The following is a 19,498-nucleotide window of genomic DNA, read 5'->3' as shown; positions in this document are numbered from 1 at the left end:
ACGAGATGAAAAGACTAGGTTTTTTTCGTTCCATTCATTTTAAATTTGCCATCATTTATGTACTGTTAATCTTAATTGCGATGCAGATTATTGGTGTTTATTTTGTTGGGAAATTAGAACTAAGGCTTGTTGAAAATTTTAAAACATCATTAAATGAACGGGTAAACATGCTCGCATATAGTATTGAACAAGAGATGGTAAAAGAAAGAGAGGATTCTACTACATTAGAAGGTGATTTACGATATATCCTTCAAGATTATGAATCTGAAGACATCGATGAAATTTGGGTGACAGATAATAAAAGCAAGGTAATCGGAAATTCCGATCCGTATAGTCAAGGGATTATTGGTAGGCCAATGAATGAGGACATGGTAAAGAGGACTCTTTTAGTTGGAGATAGTCCGGATGAAATCGTCTTGGATGAAAAGTCTCGTATACGTATGTATGTATCCTCAACACCAATACGGTCAAATGGTGAAATTATCGGTGCCATCTATTTAAAAGCTAAAATGGAGAATGTTTATGATGATATTAAAGAAATCAATGATATCTTCGTAAAAGGTACTGGAATTGCAATGGCGATAACGGCTATTTTAGGTATATTTGTTGCACAAACGATCACACGACCAATTTCAGCAATGCGTAAACACGTACTTGAATTAGGAAGAGGAAATTATTCTAAAAAAGTAAAAGTGTATGGACTAGATGAAATTGGTCAGTTGGCAATGACCTTTAATAATTTATCAAGGAAGCTTCAAGATGCCCAGGCAACAACGGAAGGTGAGCGTCGAAAGCTTGCTTCAGTCATATCTCATATGACTGACGGTGTAATTGCAACTGATCGTAAAGGCAGAATTATCTTGATTAATGAGCCTGCAGCAGAGATGTTAGATGTTCCACGTGAAACAGTACAAGATCAATCAATTGTCTCCCTTTTAGGACTTGAAAGCCAGTATACATTCGACCAGCTTGTACATGATGTTGATACGGAAATTCTTGATTTTAGTACGAGTAAGAAGCCGTATATTATAAAAGTGAGTTTTTCAGCAATCCAAAAGGATACTGGATTTATTAATGGACTTATTGCTGTGTTATATGATGTTACTGAGCAAGAGAAAATTGACCAAGAAAGAAGAGAATTTGTAGCAAATGTATCTCATGAACTACGCACTCCGTTAACAACCATGAAGAGTTATTTAGAGGCATTGGCAGAAGGTGCTTGGAAGGATGAACAAATTGCACCTCAATTTTTAAATGTTACACAGACTGAGACAGAGCGGATGATCCGATTAGTTAATGATTTACTCCAGCTATCAAAGCTTGATAGTAGAGATTATCGTTTAAATAAAGATGTAGTAAATTTTATTGCCTATTTTGACCGAATCATTGATCGATTTGAGATGACGAAGGAACAACATGTATCTTTCGTAAGATTGTTGCCTTCAGAAGCGATATATATTGATATGGATCAAGATAAAATTACTCAAGTATTAGATAATATCATTTCGAATGCACTTAAATACTCTCCTGAGGGTGGAAAAATTACGTTTCAAGTAAAGGTATTGGAAAATACAATCAAAGTAAGTGTACGTGATGAAGGTGTTGGGATACCAAAGGAGAATATTAACCAGATTTTTGAACGATTTTATCGAGTAGATAAAGCACGCACTAGAAAACTGGGTGGAACTGGCCTTGGGTTAGCAATTGCGAAGGAAATGGTAGTTGCCCATGGTGGAGAAATTTGGGCTACTAGTAAAGATGGGGTTGGCACGACAATATTTTTTACACTTCCGATTGAGAATGTCGAAGTTGAACAAGAGGATGATTGGTTATGAAATATGAATCTATTAAGACAGTGATATTAACAATATTAATCATCATCAGCATTGTTCTAACTTGGCAATTATGGACATATCAACCCCATCATAAAACCCTTGAAAAATTAACTGATATTGTTGAAGAGAATCCAGCGAGTAATACGAAGGATATTCCAAGCTTGGTTAAACCAATGAAAATACTTTTCCACAAAGATGGTCAGCATTTTGCAACATTTGAGGAATCAGAAATCAATAAACTGATGAAATACATTAGGACATGGGAAGTTAATGATGTCAAAAATATTTCTTCGTCCATCCGTGACTTTACCTCTTTTATTAAAAAAGATGGTCATGCAGAGATTATTTTTGCAGATAAGATCCCTTTGCAAATTTTTAAATCCCTATTAAATATCAATGATAAAGAGCATTCATTAGTAAACTTTGACCGAATCATTATTAATGTGAATGATGAGGAACGTGGAGAAGGAAAGATCTATTTTATATCATATGAAAATCAAATCGTATATGAGGCAAAAGTGAATAGTGAACGGATTAATTCATTTAAGAGAAATTACTATTTACTTGCTTCGAAATATCCAGAACAAGTTGAATATAAATTAACAGAAACTTCCTCGTTCTTTTTACCAAAAGAAGAGACAAAGATGACACATCTCGTATATTATACTGATATAATAGAAGTTGATCACTTTGTTGAGAACCTTTTTACTGAACCTAATAATGTAAAAAAGGATGTACTACAATCAAGTGAAGTGCATACCGATGGTACTAGAATGTTAAAGGTTTTTAATGATCAAAAGTATATCCAATTTGTCAATCCAATGTTGATTAACAATAGTCAAGGAGAAACGACTGATTTAATTCAGACGAGCATTGATTTTGTGAATGAACATGGGGGCTGGACTGGTAACTATCAATTATTTAGTTGGAATAAGAATAATCAAAAGGTAGTATTTCGTCTGCATGTGGAAAACTACCCTGTCTTTAATAGAAATGGCTTGACTGAGATTGACCAAATTTGGGGTAAGAATGAAATCATGAATTATGAGCACCCTTTAATAAGTTTACGGTTTACACCAGAGAAGAGAGAAACAGAGCTTCCTGGTGGTGATGCAGTCATGAAGGAAATTGAATCCATACCTGACTTTCAGGCAAATCTTGTTGAGAATATTACAATTGGTTATGAGCTAATTGCAAATCAAAAAAGTTCAAAGGTGGTTTCGCTACAACCCATTTGGTGCTATAAATATGATGGCAATTGGATTAAGGTTGAGATTAAGGAATCAGATAACCTAGGGGGGGATACTGATGGATTGGAGTAAAACACAGACTCTATTTATTATTACCTTCCTCGTTTTAAATGTATTTTTGGGTTATCAGCTTATTGAAAAAAAGAATAGTAGTCAGCTGGATCTACTTAAGGAATTAAGTATCGATGAGCAATTAGCAGGTCAGGAGATTACGTATGAGCCTCTACCAAAAGAACCAAAAGAGGGTACGTATATAAGCGGTAAAATCAAACTTTTTACAAAAGAAGATGTAGAAAAGTTGAAAAATCAAGAAGTGAATTACGACAGTGGAGCATTACTTCAGGGGGTTTTTAAAGAGCCTATCAAACTCCTATCTCTAAAAGATGATGCTTTAATTACCCAGGTTGTAAAGGAAAATATCATCTCGGGTGATTCTTATGAGATTTGGAAGGTTGATGAAGAATTAGGCAGGATCATTTTATTTCAGCATTATAAAAATCAGGTGATATTCAACCAAATCTCAAGTGTTGATGGAATGGCAATGGTTAATCAATTTATCAATTTAAGTGGAGTCTTAGTGTTGAATTTTAATAAAAACCATGAGATCGTTTCGTATCAGCAAACACTTCTGACTGATTTTAAAGAGTTTGAAAAGGAGGAAATTCAAACTCCAATTAAGACTCTGGGGATTCTGTTAGGAAACGGCCATTTAAAATGGGGAAGCCATGTGTCGAAGATGGAGATTGGTTATTATCCTCTTGTACCATTATCTGAATCACAGGTGTTAACACCGACTTGGCATATTGTAGTTGATGATAAAAAAGATATATATGTAAATGCAATCGAAGGCCAAATTATTGAAAAGACGGAGTGACGTATATGAGTTTGCATTTTAGTGTGCTTGCAAGTGGAAGCACAGGAAATGCGTTCTATGTTGGGACGGACAAGCATTCATTATTAGTTGATGCTGGATTAAGTGGAAAACAACTAGAACTATTATTTAATCAAATTGAGCGGGATATTAAGAACCTTTCAGGAATCCTCGTCACACATGAGCATAGTGACCATATTAAAGGATTAGGTGTCCTTGCTAGAAAATACAAATTACCGATCTATGCAAATGAAAAGACATGGAGAGCGATGGAATCAAACATCGGCGAAATCCCATTGGATCAAAAATTCATTTTTAATATGGGAACTGTTAAAACCTTTGGCAATATAGATGTTGAATCATTTGGGGTTTCACATGACGCAGCAGAACCGATGTTTTACGTATTCCATCATGATCATAAAAAGGTAGTACTTATAACTGATACAGGTTATGTAAGTGATCGGATGAAAGGTACGATAAAAAACGCGGATGCGTTCATTTTCGAAAGCAATCACGATGTATCCATGCTCCAAATGGGCCATTATCCTTGGAGTATTAAGCGAAGAATTTTAAGTGATGTGGGACATGTCTGCAATGAGGATGCAGCGTTAGCAATGACTGACGTAATCGGAGACCGGACGAAACGCATTTACTTAGCCCATTTGAGTAAGGATAATAATATGAAGGATTTAGCGCGAATGTCTGTGAAGCAAACACTTGAAAGCAAAGGTTATGTTGTTGGAGAGCAATTTGACTTATTTGATACCGATCCAAAAATCCCTACTAAGCTAGCATATGTATAGTATGAACTAATGAAATTGTTGATAGGTGGGTATAATGCATATATGGATTGTTTGAGGAGTTGTAACATATATGGGGTATTATGACCAAGATTATCAAAACCAACGATATTCACAAAAAGGAAGTCGAAGAGGCTGGTTTCTATCTGCACTAGTTGGTGCCATACTAGGTGCTTTTTTGATGTTAATTGCTTTGCCTTTCTTATCTAAATATGATCTTCTTCCATTTGAATTAAGCCTTGCTAGTGAGGAGCAGAATGGTCTCGAAGACGTCGATATTGCTCAGCCACCAACGAAATCAGGTGCTCAACAAAATATTAATGTGAATGTGACAACGGGAATTACAAAAGCGGTTGATAAGGTAAGTGAAGCAGTTGTAGGAATCGTCAACCTCCAGGAGTCTAACTTCTGGTCGGGAGAGTCGCAAGAAGCGGGTACTGGATCAGGGGTTCTATATAAAAAGGGCAAGGATAAAGCCTTCATTGTAACGAACCACCATGTAGTTGAAGGAGCTTCTAATCTCGAGGTTAGCTTAAGTGACGGCTCACGTGTAAAAGCAACACTACTAGGCAGTGACGTTTGGACCGACTTGGCTGTCATCGAGATTGATGCGAAGGATGTTACGAAGGTAGCGACATTCGGTAATTCGGATGATGTTAACCTAGGTGAACCTGTCATAGCCATTGGCAATCCATTGGGGCTAGAATTCTCAGGCTCTGTCACTCAAGGAATTATCTCGGGCTTAAATCGAACCATTCCAATTGACATCAATGAGGATGGAGTACCGGACTGGAATGCGGATGTTATGCAGACAGATGCTGCGATTAATCCGGGTAATAGCGGTGGAGCGCTTGTCAATATTAAAGGGGAAGTCATTGGGATCAATTCCATGAAAATTGCCCAAGAGGCGGTTGAAGGAATTGGTCTTTCAATCCCCATTACAAGTGCAAAGCCAATTATTGAAGACCTAGAAAAATTCGGCGAAGTCCATCGTCCATTTATGGGAGTTGGCCAGTTGAAGGCAGTAAGTGAAATCTCATCCTATCATCGCCAGCAAACCTTACAATTACCTAGAGATGTGACAGAAGGGGTTGCGGTTTTAGAGGTTCTCTCTAACTCCCCAGCAGCACAAGCGGGTCTACGAGAACTGGATGTAATTGTTGAGCTCGACGGTGAGAAAATTGATTCCGTAATTGCATTAAGGAAACACTTATACACGAAAAAGTCCATTGGCGATTCAATGGAAACAACGATCTATCGAAGCGGTAAAAAACAAAAAATAACGATTCGTCTAGAGAAGGAATCCATGTAGAAGAGAAGCGAGGGCTTCTCTTTTTTTATTTCCTATCAAGTCCCCTAATTCTTTCTTCAATTTTTCTCTTTTCTTCCTCAAAATTTGGGTTAAGGGTTTTGGGAGATTGCTTCTGTTCCTCACATAACCAAGTAGGAATTATTTCTTTTCGAATCGCTTTTTGTTGGTTAGATACTTGCTGTTTTTGGCGTTGTTTATAAGCAAGTCTAGCTGAATGAACATCTTCAACAGATTGATAACCTTTATCGACCCAATCGGATAAAACCGCTTCAACATAATTCCATCTCGCAGACCCATTTTCCACTGCAAGTTTCATTGCCTCAATTACAAGCTCTTCTGATAGATCGTTACACCATGCATGAATTTTTTTAGAAATAAATCCACCTCGTACACCGAATCCATTTTCTTCATAGAACTGAAATGGATTCAAGTCAGCTTTACTAGAAGAAGGTAGAGTTTGTGAAGGAACCTCAGTTGCCAAATTCGTATTGTTATTTAGCGTTGACTGATTCTGTTTTTCATTTTGGCCATTATGTAAGTTCAATTCTTGCGTAGCTACTTCTAGTTGTGAATGAATTTCGGTTTGTTGTGTTTCTACAGTCTCTTCAATTGCAGGTGATATATTAGTTTCCTCACCTTGGCTATCTAATTCAGTAAGGGTTTCATAATTAATGGAATACCATTTCGTATGATCCATTTTCATTTTATTAAAGCAATCGGAAAGAAGTAAGCCAAGATCCTCAAGCCTTGCAATCGTTCTTCGAATCGTACTTTTTGAAAAAAAGGGAAACTGCTCAACCAATTTATCATATGTGAAATACACCCACTTACGATCCAAGCGAACATTCTTACTTCGCTGTAACCAGTAATGAAGCTGCTGCAAAACAATGCTTTCATTGAGGCCTATTTTTACTGCTAATTCTGGAATGACCATCAGTGGTCGACTATTTATAATCAAATTACTACTCATTGTTCATTCATCCCTTCACAACATTTAGTATCTATCAATGAAGTTATAGTGAAGAGATGGTTAAAAGGGGGCATGTGATTAAAAAAATTTTTTGAAGCAGATTTTTTTTTCGCTTTCAAAAATGTCTTAAAGAAGAAGTCTTATAAAGTATTCTTTGTAGAACTCTCTGAAGTACTCTAAGGTATTGCGCTGTTCATAATGAACCAATCGTAATGCCAAGTTGAACAGGTCGAATGATCAGTTTGGGCAAATCAACTGTTCAAGGTGGTCAAAACGTGGTGGGCATCAATTTTTTAGGTAAAAGATTTTTTGAATGGTGAAAGGAAAAGGGGTAAGATAATAGGGTATGATTGTCCACAGTGGATAAGAAGAATAATAAAAGTAAAAGTTACCCCCATTACCCCCAACTGCCTGTGGGTAATGTTAAAAGGATAAATAGCTATTGGAGGAAAAAATAATGATAAAATGCTGTGAAGAACATATCGAATTAGCGCTTGATATATATGTTGATGAACATGAAGTACCACCAATTATGACGAAGCTAACAGAGGAAGAGCAGTTATCAACAACCTGTGAATATTGTCGAAACGTGGCATTATATCTAGTAGGGAACTAATATTCCCATACAAGATGTGGATAGAAAATGTGGATATGTGGATAAGTTTTGTGGATAACTTGTTTGTAATATGTGAATGAAGTGGGGATAAAAGTGAACATCACAATAATCACAGTTGGAAAACTAAAAGAAAAATACTTAATCCAAGGAATCAATGAATACTTAAAACGATTAACGGCTTATGCAAAAGTAGAAATCATTGAACTGCCAGATGAAAAGGCACCAGAAAACTTAAGTGAATCAGAGATGGAACAAATTAAGCAAAAAGAAGGCGAACGCATCCTAGGGAAAATATCGGACGACACCCACGTCATTGCACTCGCAATCGAAGGCAAAATGAAATCCTCCGAACAACTAGCAGCCGATCTCGACAAACTAGCAACCTACGGAAAGAGCAAAATCGCCTTTATTATAGGTGGATCACTTGGATTGAGCAACGAAGTCATGAAGCGGGCGAATGATACACTTTCTTTTTCAAAAATGACTTTTCCACATCAGTTGATGAGGTTGGTGCTGGTGGAGCAGGTTTATCGGGCTTACAGGATAAATCGGGGGGAACCTTACCACAAATGATGGTAAAGCAGAAAAATGAATTGGTCGTGGACAGAGAATTTCTTAATAAGTTAAAGGGAGATTAGAACACTCTAGTCTCCCTTTAAACTTCAATCATCTTTTCCGAAATTAGTTTAAAATCTTTTTCACTTATCTCTAAATGACCAAATCGAAAAGGATATCCCCAACGCTTCTTATTCTTAATAAAAGTGAGGTGTAGGATTAGTGGATGAATAGATGTTTCTGTACAACTAATAAAATCTATATTTCTTCGGAAAGGTATGAAATCATTCCCCATATCAAATTGAAAAACATCATCATCGATAACTTTGCCTATTGCAGTGAACTTTTGATAAGGAGTAGTTTCTTGTATACTTTCCTTTGAAGAGTAATATATTATCCAATCACCAGTGTTCATCTTTTTTAAGGGAGCCTCTATTCCATGACAAAGTTGAGCAAAACCACCACATATTCCCTTCATTACATGCTCCCGAGACGCAACTCCAATCCAATATCTTATACTAGTGTGCATTGAATCAGCATCCACAATTATCAGAAATATTATCAACCTTTGTTGTATCTGAGACAGGAAAGTTCATTTCTTGCCATGCCGCGATTCCTCCGGTCAACTCTTTAACTTTATAATCTTGTTCCAATAAAGACTTTGCTACTTTGGCAGCAGTATTGCACCAGACATCCCAGCAATAAACGATAATTTCCTTATCCTTTGGTATTTCATTTAATCGGTTTGGTAATTCTTGTTCAGGTATAACATTAGCATCCTTAATTGTTACACTTCTTACATGAATTGGACCGTTTCTAACATCGATTAAGAAGTATTTCTCAGGATCCATTTGCTTAGATCTCATAAAATCCATAGGGCTTATTGTTGCTTCAAGACGTGCATTAAAATAATCAAGTGCATTCATATTCTAGAATCTCCTGTTCTTTATAGTGATTTCCAAACCTTAACAAGTAAATCTTTAAGTAATTGCTTTTCATTATGATTTAAAGGGGCTAAAACTCCTAATTCTATATTGTTTAAAAATTCCCAACGCGAATCCAATACATCATTGCCTTTTTCAGTAATCATTAGACTGTAGGATCTTCTATCATTAGGATTTTTTGCCCTCTCAACAATTCCCAAAGTTTCCAAATGATCAATGTGACTGACCATAGTTGTCCGATCAATTTGTAGGTTATCTGAGATATCTTTTTGTGATGAATAAGGGTTTTCCTGAATAAATAAAAGTACTCCATATTGCCTTGCATTAATATTAAAGGGGATAAGTCCTTCAGCAAACTTATTTTCCATTTGTTGGAGAATTTTTCCGAGTAAAAAACCATATGATTGATTCCATTTATGCAACTAAATATCCACCTCCTATGATAATCAGTTAATTATATAATCAGTATAACTGATTAATTTTTGAATAGCAAGTGTTATAATATTTATAGCGTTTTACCATAAATACAACGGAGAACCGTTCCATAAGTAAATGAGGTTTTTTATATTTATACTGTTTAAATTGTAATTTAATGGACGTAGAGATTTTAAATTCAATGTAGTAAAATTTTATTGAGAATAAAGAACTATTTAAAGGTGGGGATTAGATTGCATGGTACATTGATTTGTTGGCTATATAGTCATGATAAATACGGAATGAATTATAAAGATGAATTAGAAAAGATTGCGGTTAAGGCTTTCGAAGATTTAGCTAAAGCTAAAAATCCAGCTTTAAGGGAATCGAAATTTACAATTTTTGGTGGTGGATATAAAGCATTTGAAAATTTTTATTGTGTAGGAATTGATCCAGATTTAGATAGAAAAATAAGCGATGATTTTTATGAGAATGAAGAGGAATACATGGAAAAAGGTTATGAAACAGGAGGACTAGGTCAATTTCTTAATAATTATTTTGATCCAATGAATGTAGAGTATAGTACTCCAAATGTTAAGTTATTTCCCTTCATGAGTTACAGTAATGGAAAATGGATAAAACATAATGTTCACATAATCTAGTATAAAACACAAAAAGGTGCTAAGGAAATAGTGCCTTTTTGTGTTTTGCCTCATTTTAATACATCACGCTAAACCGTGCCACAAGTGATAGTAAAGCAGAGTTTTGAATTAATTCTAGATAGATCATTATTAAATTTACTCCAAGTATAAAGCGGCATAAATACTGCCGTTTAATTTATTTCTCAGTAACTTATATCAGGTTAAGCACCCAATCAGATAATTAACGGAAAAAACTCCCTCTAATTAAAAAAAAGAATAAAAAATAGTTAATATAGAAGGAAGAACTCCGCCTATTGATTCGAAAAGCATGAAAATTGAAGGATTTGCTTCGTATAAGCGGAAAACCTTCCTCTATTTATTCCGAAATGAGCCCTATTTTGCATATAACCGGAAAAATTCCGCTAATTTTACCTAATCAAGACGAGGATTTTTTATATTTACTTTTAAATTTAAAAATCTCATCAACATTGATTCAACGCCTCAAATAGATTTATTCAATTCCCTTAAAAATGATATACTTATTAAAAAGAACTAGGAGGTGCTAGTTATGAAATGGGAACAAGTACGTGATCAATATCCTGAGCAGTGGGTTCTTGTCGAAGCTATTTCTGCCTACTCAGAAAACTCAACTCGTTACATTGACGAGTTATCAGTCATTTCTAACTTCCCCGATTCAACTCTTGCATGGAAAGAATATAAGAAACTGCACTTAGTAGAACCAACTCGTGAATACTACATTTTTCATACTGATCACAAAACAATTGAAGTTAAGGAACAAACATTTATTGGGGTTAGGAGACGATTTCAATGAAGATTGAAATGTATGATGGGTTACCTCTAGTCTCCGTTTTGCTCTCTTACAATGGAAAGACAATCCACTTAAATGATGTTCTTTTAGATACTGGATGTTCCACAACTATTTTCGACACCGATGAAGTAGAAGCAATTGGTCTTATTATTGACCGAACTAACGGCAGACCTAAAAGAATGTACGGTATTGGAGGGGAAAGCGAGCTCTGCTATGAACAAATTGTATCTGATATAAAAATTAACCACCATTTGTTCAATTCTTTTCAATTACAATTAGGAATAACTAAAGAAACCTATGGATTTAATGGTATTCTTGGAATAGATTTTATGGTTGAATCTGGTGCAATAATAGATTTAAAGGAAATGGTAGTTAAATAATCTTATAAGATAAAAACCTCATTTTGGGTCATCACGGTGAACCTTACCATAAATAAATGCATATTATTGGCCCTTTTTTAATTTATCTAAAGGAAGAAAAGTACCTTTACCTACAATATGTTTTTCACCGTATTTAACGTAAGTATAGATACCAAGAATGCCATTTTTTATCTCTGTAGACGTATTATCTAGAGTAAGTAATTATAGTTTTCAACGTAAACAACGATAAAGGACAGTATAAAGTATTTAATTGGAAGACATTATTTATTTAAGATAAACCAAGTATTACATCTTAGATTATTACTTCCCAGTAATTCCTTGAACATTATTACATTTTATAACATAATAATTACAAAGAGTTATCTAAAAAATCAATAAATAATACATTATGCCCCTAACCCTTCATAATACATTAAACAGAAAATGTAAGGAGATAAAAAATGAGCAATCTCATTATTAAAAACGGAACAATCATTGATGTGGAAAATGGCGATTCTTATATAGGTTCAATCGAAGTAGAGAGAAATACGGTAAAAAGAATATTTAAAAGTGATGATGTGTTACCAGAAGGTGTACGAATAGTTGATGCTGAAGGTAAATATATTATTCCAGGTTTAATCGATATGCACTGTCATATTAATGAACGTTTTGCTCCCCATTTCGTTGCATCGGGGGTAACGACAATACGTAATACTGCAGGTAATGTCCTTTTACTAAAAAACTTAATTGAAAAACCTGATGATACACCCACACCACGAGTGTACGCATCAGATAGAATGATTGATGGAACACCTGGTCAATGGGGTCCAACTAGTTATGGTAATCTCGTAACAGATGATCCAGAAGAAGCGAGGAAAGAAGTTCGTAGACAAGTAGAAGTGGGCGTAAAGTTTGTTAAATTGTATGGATGGATCAAAAGAGAGGTTATGGCAGCGGCTGTAGATGAGGCGAAGAAGTACAACTTGGAAGTTGCCATTGATCTGGAGAATTCAAAAGAATTAACTGCTTTAGATGCAGCTGAGTTAGGGGTTAATTGGATTGAGCATGCATCTGGTTTTGCACATGAGATGTATAAAGGGTGGAATTTATTTGTAGACCAAGTGGAATGGAGTCATATCGATTGGGAAAATCCAGATCAAGAAAAAATCAAGGAACTTTGTGAGAAAATGCTGGGTTACAATGTAAAACTATGCCCGACTATGGTTATTTACGATCAATCTATCAAATATCCCAAATTTTGGTCGCCTAAAAATATTGTCATAGAATCTGCTTCAAATATAAATTACATTATGCAATATTGGAATCAACAATCAGAATATATAGACTTGATAAAATCAAATAATGCCAAAACCCATAACTTACAGAAGGCTATTGCCAAAATTTATCACGATATGGGTGGAACAGTAGTTGCTGGAACGGATACGCCTGGCTTATTATATACATACCCTGGTATGTCATTACACCGTGAACTCGAAATATTTGTGGAGATTGGCTTTACTGAATTGGAAGCGTTACAAGCAGCGACAGTAAATGCGGCAAAATCGATCAATCTGGATGGTATTGGTGTAATTAAAGAGGGATCTATTGCTGATTTAGTAATCTTAAAGGACAATCCATTAGAGAACATTAAACATACAAAAGATATCCATATCATTGTAAAAGGCGGTAAAGCTTATACACAAGAGGATATATTGAGCCATGTCCCGAGTGAAGATGAAGTGGAGAAATCAATGGCTAAGTTCATTGAACAATGGGATGTATTAGGGAAATTAAAAATTAAATGTGATTAGCCTTAAAGAGGAAACTTGAACAATTTCTCTTATTCGAAAAATTATCTCTTCAAATATGAAAGAAAAGTTTTATCAATGAAACAGGTAGAAAAGTATCATTTATTGATACCATTCTATCTGTTTTTAATTTTTCTTATCCACTAGGTTCTATAGAGCCTACCAAAGCGACATTTGGTAACCAATAGTATTCAATAATATGCCCCGGTTGTAGAACACAAGATAAACACTATTCACATATGCTTCGTTACTACCATAACATTACGTTTAATAGTATGAGGATTTATAACAGATTATTTACCTTCAAATTTCAAGGCATCAACGTATTGTTTGGCTTCTACCAATGAAAGTCCTAAAGTTTCTCTAACCCTTTTTACTGCTTTGACATCGTTGCCTTCATTTAGTAGTTGTCGTAATTCATTATTTATTGGCATTTCAGGTACATCAGTTTGTTTAGAAATCTGGTCTAACGTATATTTCAACCCTTTGACACGCCCATCAAGTTTAATGACCGTAAAGAGTAAATAAACTGCAATAAATAGTATCAATACTTCAACAAAGTTATATTCCACATAATTCCTCCTTATAAAATGACATATTTAATTACTCTATTTGATCTGTAATAATCCTATTCTATCATAAAACTAAATCACTTAAATTTATCATAAAAAGCAACAATATTTTAGAAAAGAACCTATTAAAAAGATTAGTTCGGCATTATGTAATGGGGAATCAACTTCAATTTTATACTAAATGATATGTTATTTTATTTATATGACCAAAGATTTACTTACTCGAAGATCAACCTTTTTCTCTTTTAAATAATTGGTATAATATGGTTCCAATTGAGATGTATTTCATAAAATGGAAAGTTGGCAAGAAAACTAATATCAAAAGATGTAGGTGAAACAAAATATGGGTGAACAAATCAATATCTTAGTAGTAGAAGATGACAATGATATTAATCAATTACTATGTAATATTATTAGAAAAAGTGGCTACTTTCCGCAGTCTGCTTATTCTGGTACAGAAGCAATGCTGTATCTGAAAATGAAGGAATGGGATATGGTACTCCTCGATCTTATGCTTCCAGGGATGTCAGGTAATGAAATCCTTACAAAGATTGCTGAACAAAGTAATATCCCAGTTATTATTATTTCGGCAAAAGTGGATCAAGAAACAAAAATAGGTATGTTAAGAACCGGTGCAGATGATTATATTACAAAGCCTTTTGATATTGAGGAAGTCTCTGCTCGGATTGACTCACATTTGAGAAGATCTCAACGAATAAATAAACTGCCAATCACGAAAAGACTTGTACATAAGGATATTGAAGTCGATACCGAGGCAAAAACTATTTTTGTTCAGGGAAAGGAACTAAATTTTACAGCACGTGAATACGAGATATTAGTTCTTTTCATGTCATCTCCGAAAAAGGTTTTCACGAAGAAAAATTTGTTTGAAAGTGTGTGGAAAGAGGCGTTTTATGGGGACGATAATACGATTAATGTACATATAAGTAACATACGAAACAAGTTGTCAGTCATAAATCCGGATGAGCAGTATATCGAGACCGTATGGGGAATGGGGTATCGATTTAAAACTTAAGGTTTTCTTAAGATTTTCCTTAAGAGTCTGTTAAGATTTGCCTTCTATACTAAAAGCATCATGTTGAGGAGGGGGATTCATGAGCGATTATGTACTGAAAACAAGTAACTTAACAAAACAATTTAAAAAACAAGTTGCTCTAAATAAAGTGAACTTATCTATTAAAAAAGGATCAATTTATGGTTTCATTGGACAAAACGGTGCTGGAAAGTCTACATTTATTCGAATTATTACAGGTCTTGCGGGTCCAACTTCTGGTTCGATTGAATTATTCGGTCATAGCTTTGGGCAAGGACTAATTAAGGCAAGGAAGCGGATCGGTACAATCATAGAAGGGCCCGCATTATATCCGCATATGACGGCTGCTGAAAATTTAGAAGCACATCGGCTTTTAAAAGGAATTCCAGGGAAAGAATGCGTGGAGAGAACACTTACGATAGTAGGTCTTCGGGATACAAGGAAAAAGAAGGCAAAGAACTTTTCATTAGGTATGAAGCAAAGGTTAGGAATAGCCATTGCTTTACTTGGAGATCCTGAATTTTTAATTCTTGATGAGCCTATCAACGGCTTGGATCCGATGGGGGTCGTTGAAATACGAGAGCTATTGAAAAAATTAAATCAGGAATATGGCAAGACCATTTTAATTTCCAGCCATCTATTGAGTGAATTACATTTACTTGCGACCCATTATGGGATTATTCATAAAGGTAATTTATTGGAACAATTAACGGTTGATGAGCTTAATGCAAAATGTCAGCAGTTTTTGCATATTAAAGTAAATAATCCAGAAAAAGCGGCCACGATTATTGAAACGACACTTTCAATGAGTGACTTTGAAGTTATGCCAGATGGAAGTATTAGACTATTCGACTATGTTGATACTCCTGGAAAGGTTTCCTCAATTCTTGTGAATGAAGGACTGGTTATTGAGCAACTCATGCCAATTGGACAGGATCTAGAGTCCTATTTTATGAATCGTATTGGGGGCACTCATCGTGGATAATCTTATAAAGGCAGAATGGTTTAAATTGAAGAAAGATCGATCACTTTGGACATTAATCATCATTCTGTTGGCTGTTAGTCTTTCTTATCCTTTGTTAATTGTTTTTGATGAGGGAGCAGGTGTGATAAAAGTAAACGATTTTTATCGTAATACCATCCTTGAGGGTAACAACTATGTCATAAGACTTGTTCCCTGTATATTAGCTGGCTTCTTTATTTCTAGCGAATATTCAATTGGAACGATGAAGAGTATTGTTGCCTCAGGGAATAGTAGGGTCCGTCTTTATATGGCAAAATTGATTGTCTATTGTATTAGTTCCATTCTAATTTCATTGATATTTCCGATTATTTTCACGGGGGCTATCTCAGTTTTCCTTCATTTCAATGGAATGCCGGGAATCAGATATTTTGCTGGAACAATTGGATTAACGATTCTTTATACAATAGCTTTTGCGTCAATGATGGCTTTGTTTGCTACGATATTTACTGATAGTGGTAAGGCAATCGGGTTTATGCTTATCTTTTTTATTATTTTTGATAGTGTTTTAAATTTATTGAGTAGTGTATCTCCAGTATTTGAAATCATTTATAACTATTCTGTATTTAAGTTATTTTTAGATATTGGAAATATTGACATAGTTCATGGTGCCGAATTGATTAAATTGGTCATAACTCCGATCGTAACTTTTATCGCTTTCGGAATTTTGGGGAGCATCTTATTTCGGAAAAAGGAAATAAAATAAACGAATGGTGGATGAGGAATATGATCTATGTAACAATAATATCAATTTTTATTACATTATTTTTTCTCATCCGTTTTATCTTCCTGAAAAAGGAAATACGAAGTATTAATGAACAATTACAGGGTAGACATCACAATAAAACTGATAAGACAATAAGTCTCGCTTTTTTCGAAAAGGATTTGGAAAAATTAGCCGAGGGTATTAATGTTCAAATAGATGAAACGAAGAAAGCCATTGCACAAAAAAGACGTAAAGAGAATGAGTTAAAGCAAGCAATTTCAAATATTTCACATGATATTCGTACACCAATGACTTCTATTTTGGGGTATATTCAATTTTTGGAAAGTGAGGATGTCCCTCCCGAAATAAGAAAAGAGTATATCATGATTGTAAAAAATGGTGCATCAAGGTTAAAAGTGTTACTAGAGGACTTTTTTGAGTTATCCGTTATTGAGTCAGCAGATTATCCATTAAAGATAGAATCCATTCAATTAAATGATTTGGTTCCGGAGGTTTTGGTAGGGTTTTATGAAGAATTCTATCAAAAGGATATAGAGCCGACTATTAATATTCCGGAGGATGATATGAAGGTTATGGCTGATTCTTCTGCAGTAAAGCGGGTAATTGAAAACTTAGTTACAAACGCTATTAAGCATTCAACAGGCAATGTAACAATTACTTTAAAAAATACCCCGTCATTTGTTGGGCTTACGATTAGTAATCCGGCTCCGCAATTAAAGGAAGAAGATCTTTTTCACTTGTTTGATCGCTTTTATAAAGCGGATCAAGCAAGAAAAGGAAAAGGAACAGGACTCGGATTATCCATTGCCAAAAGTTTAATGGAAAAAATGAATGGAAGTCTTTCGGCGGAATTGAAAGAGCATCAATTATTTATGAAATGTGAGTGGAAAATCGAAGAACATAATTACAATACTAAAGAATAGGGGCTAATAGCTGCTAAACAAAAGGAGAGCAGTACAATGAAAGCTATCAAACTTCCAAAACAGATAAAGAAAATAGGATTACTATTGTCAACTATTGCAATTGTTTTCGCAACTTTGTTGTGCTTTGAGGGAAATAAAACCAAGGCAGATGCAAATGATACGAATGGCGAAATCGACCAATATATTCAAAAAAAGCTGGAAAAAAATAATATTCCAGGAGCTGCTGTTGCGATTACCCATAATGATAAGGTTATTTTTACAAAAGGTTATGGAAGAACTTCAAATCACACTCCAATTACAGAGGATACACAATTCGCGATTGCTTCATTAAGTAAGGCATTTACAGCATTATCTGTCATGCAGCTTGTGGAAGAAGGAAAGATCGACTTAGATAAGCCAATTAAGCAATATGTACCCTCGTTTCAACTGAATGACTTAAGAGGTTCGAAAATTACTCCACGACATTTATTAAACCATACTAGCGGTTTAACTGATAAAGTATACCATGATATGACTCTTGATCCCCAACCAAAATCATTTCAAGAGGTAATCCAGCAATTAAGAAATGTATCCCTCACAAGTGAACCTGGAAAGGAGTATCATTACAATAACACGAATTATCAACTGCTCGCACTTCTAGTAGAAGCTGTTAGTAATGAGGAATTTTCAGTGTATTTGAAGCACCACATTTTTGACCCATTAGAGATGAAACAAACCTTTAATGTCGTAAACACGAAAGAACTTAACAAAGGTAATAAAGTAATTGGTGGGCACTATTATTTATTTGGTCAACCCATTGCAAAAGATGAACCAGAGTGGTTTGTAGATGGTCCCGCAGGAATTGTTTCAAGTGCAAAGGACATGGCTAAATGGTTAATTATACAATCAAACGAAGGAAAGTATGATAATAATCAGCTCCTCAGCAGCAAAGGGATCAAGAAAATGCATACCCCGGCAAGTTCCGAGATTTCCTATGGAATGGGTTGGAATACATTCAAGGATGATAATGGGAAAAACCAAATTCAGCATAGTGGAATTTTATGGACATATAAATCTGAAGCATTATTATTACCTGATGAAAGATATGGAATTGTTATGCTATTCAATAGTGGAATGAATATATTTGTTGATTATTACTCATTTACAGATGGCATAGCAAAGATCTTAACAAACCAACCACAGAAAGAGCCCTTTTATAACAATCAACTTTTTGAGTTATTAGTGGGGGCAATCATTATCGTGACCATTATTTTGGGAATCCGACAACTACTGCGATTACAACGTTGGGCAGAGAAATATAAAAGCCGACCAAGATGGCTGTCTACAATTTATCTCTTGTTAAGATTAATTCCTTTATGTCTATTGATATTCTTGCCCAAGGTAATGACATTTATTGGAGGCGGAAGAGTACTTAGCTGGGAAGGTATCATTCTGATGATGCCAAGCATTTTTATCTTGCTAATAATTGCATCATTTTTCAATCTTATGATTGCTATTTTTCGAGTAAAACAAATCTTTAGGTAAAAAAATAGGTTATATAATACAGCGAATCAGATAAATAGTGGAAAAAACCCCCTCTAATTAGAAAATTGAATAAAAAATAGTTAAAATAGAAGGAAAAAACTCCGCTAATTTTACCTGATTAAGACAAGAATTTTTAATATTTACTTTAAATTTCAAAATCTCATCAACAGATTGGCCACAGCTTTTGGGCTCCTAAAAATAACTCGAAATATTTGTGGAGATTGGCTTTACTGAATTGGCAGCGTTACAAGCAGCGACAGTAAATGCGGCAAAGTCGATCAATCTGGATGGTATTGGTGTAATTAAAGAGGGGTCTATTGCTGACTTAGTAATCTTACATGACAATCCATTAGAGAACATTAAACATACAAAAAAATATCCATATAATTGTAAAAGGCGGTAAAGTTTATACACAAGTGGATATATTGAGCCATGTCCCGAGTGAAGATGAAGTGGAGAAATCAATGGCTAAG

The 19,498-nt window shown here is 34.8% G+C and carries 22 protein-coding genes; 17 read left to right on the top strand and 5 right to left on the bottom strand.

Features of this window, described 5'->3' with window-relative positions:
- The first annotated feature begins 5 nt into the window (after nucleotides 1–5).
- The 5 genes from walK (at nucleotide 6) to MJG50_RS15565 (ending at nucleotide 6,068) form a co-directional block, all read left to right on the top strand.
- Nucleotides 6–1,835 carry a cell wall metabolism sensor histidine kinase WalK gene (gene walK / locus MJG50_RS15585; RefSeq protein WP_240256679.1) on the top strand — a complete coding sequence of 610 codons (1,830 nt, stop codon included), beginning with the start codon at nucleotides 6–8 and terminating at the stop codon, nucleotides 1,833–1,835.
- Nucleotides 1,832–3,157, top strand: coding sequence for a YycH family regulatory protein (locus MJG50_RS15580; RefSeq protein ID WP_240256678.1), 1,326 nt, complete (start codon nucleotides 1,832–1,834; stop codon nucleotides 3,155–3,157). Before walK ends, MJG50_RS15580 begins: the two co-directional genes overlap by 4 nt.
- Nucleotides 3,144–3,959 carry a two-component system regulatory protein YycI gene (locus MJG50_RS15575; RefSeq protein WP_240256677.1) on the top strand — a complete coding sequence of 272 codons (816 nt, stop codon included), beginning with the start codon at nucleotides 3,144–3,146 and terminating at the stop codon, nucleotides 3,957–3,959. The genes MJG50_RS15580 and MJG50_RS15575 overlap by 14 nt, the downstream gene beginning before the upstream one ends.
- Nucleotides 3,960–3,964: 5 nt before the next feature.
- Nucleotides 3,965–4,759: an MBL fold metallo-hydrolase gene (locus MJG50_RS15570; RefSeq protein WP_240256676.1), complete on the top strand. Its 795-nt coding sequence runs from the start codon at nucleotides 3,965–3,967 to the stop codon at nucleotides 4,757–4,759.
- A gap of 70 nt (nucleotides 4,760–4,829) precedes the next feature.
- Nucleotides 4,830–6,068: a S1C family serine protease gene (locus MJG50_RS15565; protein WP_240256675.1), complete on the top strand. Its 1,239-nt coding sequence runs from the start codon at nucleotides 4,830–4,832 to the stop codon at nucleotides 6,066–6,068.
- 25 nt (nucleotides 6,069–6,093) lie between these two features.
- On the opposite strand, the gene MJG50_RS15560 is transcribed toward MJG50_RS15565, so the two are convergent.
- On the bottom strand, nucleotides 6,094–7,038 hold the full coding sequence (locus MJG50_RS15560) for a DnaD domain-containing protein (protein WP_240256674.1): 945 nt from the start codon (nucleotides 7,036–7,038) through the stop codon (nucleotides 6,094–6,096).
- A gap of 457 nt (nucleotides 7,039–7,495) precedes the next feature.
- Between MJG50_RS15560 and MJG50_RS15555 the strand changes: the two genes are divergently transcribed.
- A complete protein-coding gene (locus MJG50_RS15555) occupies nucleotides 7,496–7,654 on the top strand; it encodes a CxxH/CxxC protein (RefSeq protein WP_240256673.1) in 159 nt (52 codons plus the stop codon).
- Nucleotides 7,655–7,747: 93 nt separating this feature from the next.
- Complete coding sequence (gene rlmH / locus MJG50_RS15550) at nucleotides 7,748–8,227, top strand: 23S rRNA (pseudouridine(1915)-N(3))-methyltransferase RlmH (RefSeq protein ID WP_240256672.1); 480 nt, start codon at nucleotides 7,748–7,750, stop codon at nucleotides 8,225–8,227.
- An 82-nt stretch (nucleotides 8,228–8,309) separates the two neighbouring features.
- Here rlmH and MJG50_RS15545 read toward each other — a convergent pair whose 3' ends face one another.
- The 3 genes from MJG50_RS15545 to MJG50_RS15535 are packed head-to-tail and all read right to left on the bottom strand — an operon-like array spanning nucleotide 8,310 to nucleotide 9,575.
- Nucleotides 8,310–8,738 (bottom strand): EVE domain-containing protein, encoded by a 429-nt coding sequence (locus MJG50_RS15545; protein WP_240256671.1) that lies wholly within the window; start codon nucleotides 8,736–8,738, stop codon nucleotides 8,310–8,312.
- A gap of 4 nt (nucleotides 8,739–8,742) precedes the next feature.
- Complete coding sequence (locus tag MJG50_RS15540) at nucleotides 8,743–9,135, bottom strand: rhodanese-like domain-containing protein (protein WP_240256670.1); 393 nt, start codon at nucleotides 9,133–9,135, stop codon at nucleotides 8,743–8,745.
- Nucleotides 9,136–9,155: 20 nt separating this feature from the next.
- A complete protein-coding gene (locus tag MJG50_RS15535; protein ID WP_240256669.1) occupies nucleotides 9,156–9,575 on the bottom strand; it encodes a MarR family winged helix-turn-helix transcriptional regulator in 420 nt (139 codons plus the stop codon).
- A gap of 246 nt (nucleotides 9,576–9,821) precedes the next feature.
- Here MJG50_RS15535 and MJG50_RS15530 point away from each other — a divergent pair, with 246 nt between their 5' ends.
- The 4 genes from MJG50_RS15530 (at nucleotide 9,822) to MJG50_RS15515 (ending at nucleotide 13,207) form a co-directional block, all read left to right on the top strand.
- Complete coding sequence (locus MJG50_RS15530) at nucleotides 9,822–10,229, top strand: hypothetical protein (protein WP_240256668.1); 408 nt, start codon at nucleotides 9,822–9,824, stop codon at nucleotides 10,227–10,229.
- Nucleotides 10,230–10,776: 547 nt separating this feature from the next.
- Entirely contained in the window at nucleotides 10,777–11,040 is a 264-nt protein-coding gene (locus MJG50_RS15525) for a hypothetical protein (protein ID WP_240256667.1), read from the top strand.
- Nucleotides 11,037–11,417 (top strand): aspartyl protease family protein, encoded by a 381-nt coding sequence (locus MJG50_RS15520; protein WP_240256666.1) that lies wholly within the window; start codon nucleotides 11,037–11,039, stop codon nucleotides 11,415–11,417. Before MJG50_RS15525 ends, MJG50_RS15520 begins: the two co-directional genes overlap by 4 nt.
- 440 nt (nucleotides 11,418–11,857) lie before the next feature.
- Entirely contained in the window at nucleotides 11,858–13,207 is a 1,350-nt protein-coding gene (locus MJG50_RS15515) for an amidohydrolase family protein (protein ID WP_240256665.1), read from the top strand.
- Nucleotides 13,208–13,497: 290 nt separating this feature from the next.
- Here MJG50_RS15515 and MJG50_RS15510 read toward each other — a convergent pair whose 3' ends face one another.
- Complete coding sequence (locus tag MJG50_RS15510) at nucleotides 13,498–13,776, bottom strand: hypothetical protein (RefSeq protein WP_240256664.1); 279 nt, start codon at nucleotides 13,774–13,776, stop codon at nucleotides 13,498–13,500.
- Nucleotides 13,777–14,119: 343 nt separating this feature from the next.
- Here MJG50_RS15510 and MJG50_RS15505 point away from each other — a divergent pair, with 343 nt between their 5' ends.
- From MJG50_RS15505 to MJG50_RS15480, 6 genes are all read left to right on the top strand, one after another.
- Nucleotides 14,120–14,812, top strand: a complete 693-nt coding sequence (locus MJG50_RS15505; RefSeq protein WP_240256663.1) for a response regulator transcription factor — start codon at nucleotides 14,120–14,122, stop codon at nucleotides 14,810–14,812.
- Between the two features lie 79 nt (nucleotides 14,813–14,891).
- On the top strand, nucleotides 14,892–15,815 hold the full coding sequence (locus MJG50_RS15500) for an ATP-binding cassette domain-containing protein (protein WP_240256662.1): 924 nt from the start codon (nucleotides 14,892–14,894) through the stop codon (nucleotides 15,813–15,815).
- A complete protein-coding gene (locus MJG50_RS15495; protein ID WP_240256661.1) occupies nucleotides 15,808–16,557 on the top strand; it encodes an ABC transporter permease in 750 nt (249 codons plus the stop codon). The genes MJG50_RS15500 and MJG50_RS15495 overlap by 8 nt, the downstream gene beginning before the upstream one ends.
- A 20-nt stretch (nucleotides 16,558–16,577) precedes the next feature.
- Nucleotides 16,578–17,501, top strand: a complete 924-nt coding sequence (locus tag MJG50_RS15490) for a sensor histidine kinase (protein ID WP_240256660.1) — start codon at nucleotides 16,578–16,580, stop codon at nucleotides 17,499–17,501.
- A gap of 36 nt (nucleotides 17,502–17,537) precedes the next feature.
- Nucleotides 17,538–19,025 (top strand): serine hydrolase domain-containing protein, encoded by a 1,488-nt coding sequence (locus MJG50_RS15485; protein ID WP_240256659.1) that lies wholly within the window; start codon nucleotides 17,538–17,540, stop codon nucleotides 19,023–19,025.
- A gap of 214 nt (nucleotides 19,026–19,239) precedes the next feature.
- Nucleotides 19,240–19,428: an amidohydrolase family protein gene (locus tag MJG50_RS15480; RefSeq protein ID WP_240256658.1), complete on the top strand. Its 189-nt coding sequence runs from the start codon at nucleotides 19,240–19,242 to the stop codon at nucleotides 19,426–19,428.
- Nucleotides 19,429–19,498 lie beyond the last annotated feature (70 nt).

The organism is Fredinandcohnia quinoae, assembly GCF_022427965.1.
GTDB lineage: Bacteria > Bacillota > Bacilli > Bacillales > Bacillaceae_L > Ferdinandcohnia > Ferdinandcohnia quinoae.
The sequence above is the reverse complement of the archived record's forward strand: the minus strand, read 5'-3'. Positions and strand labels throughout refer to the sequence as shown.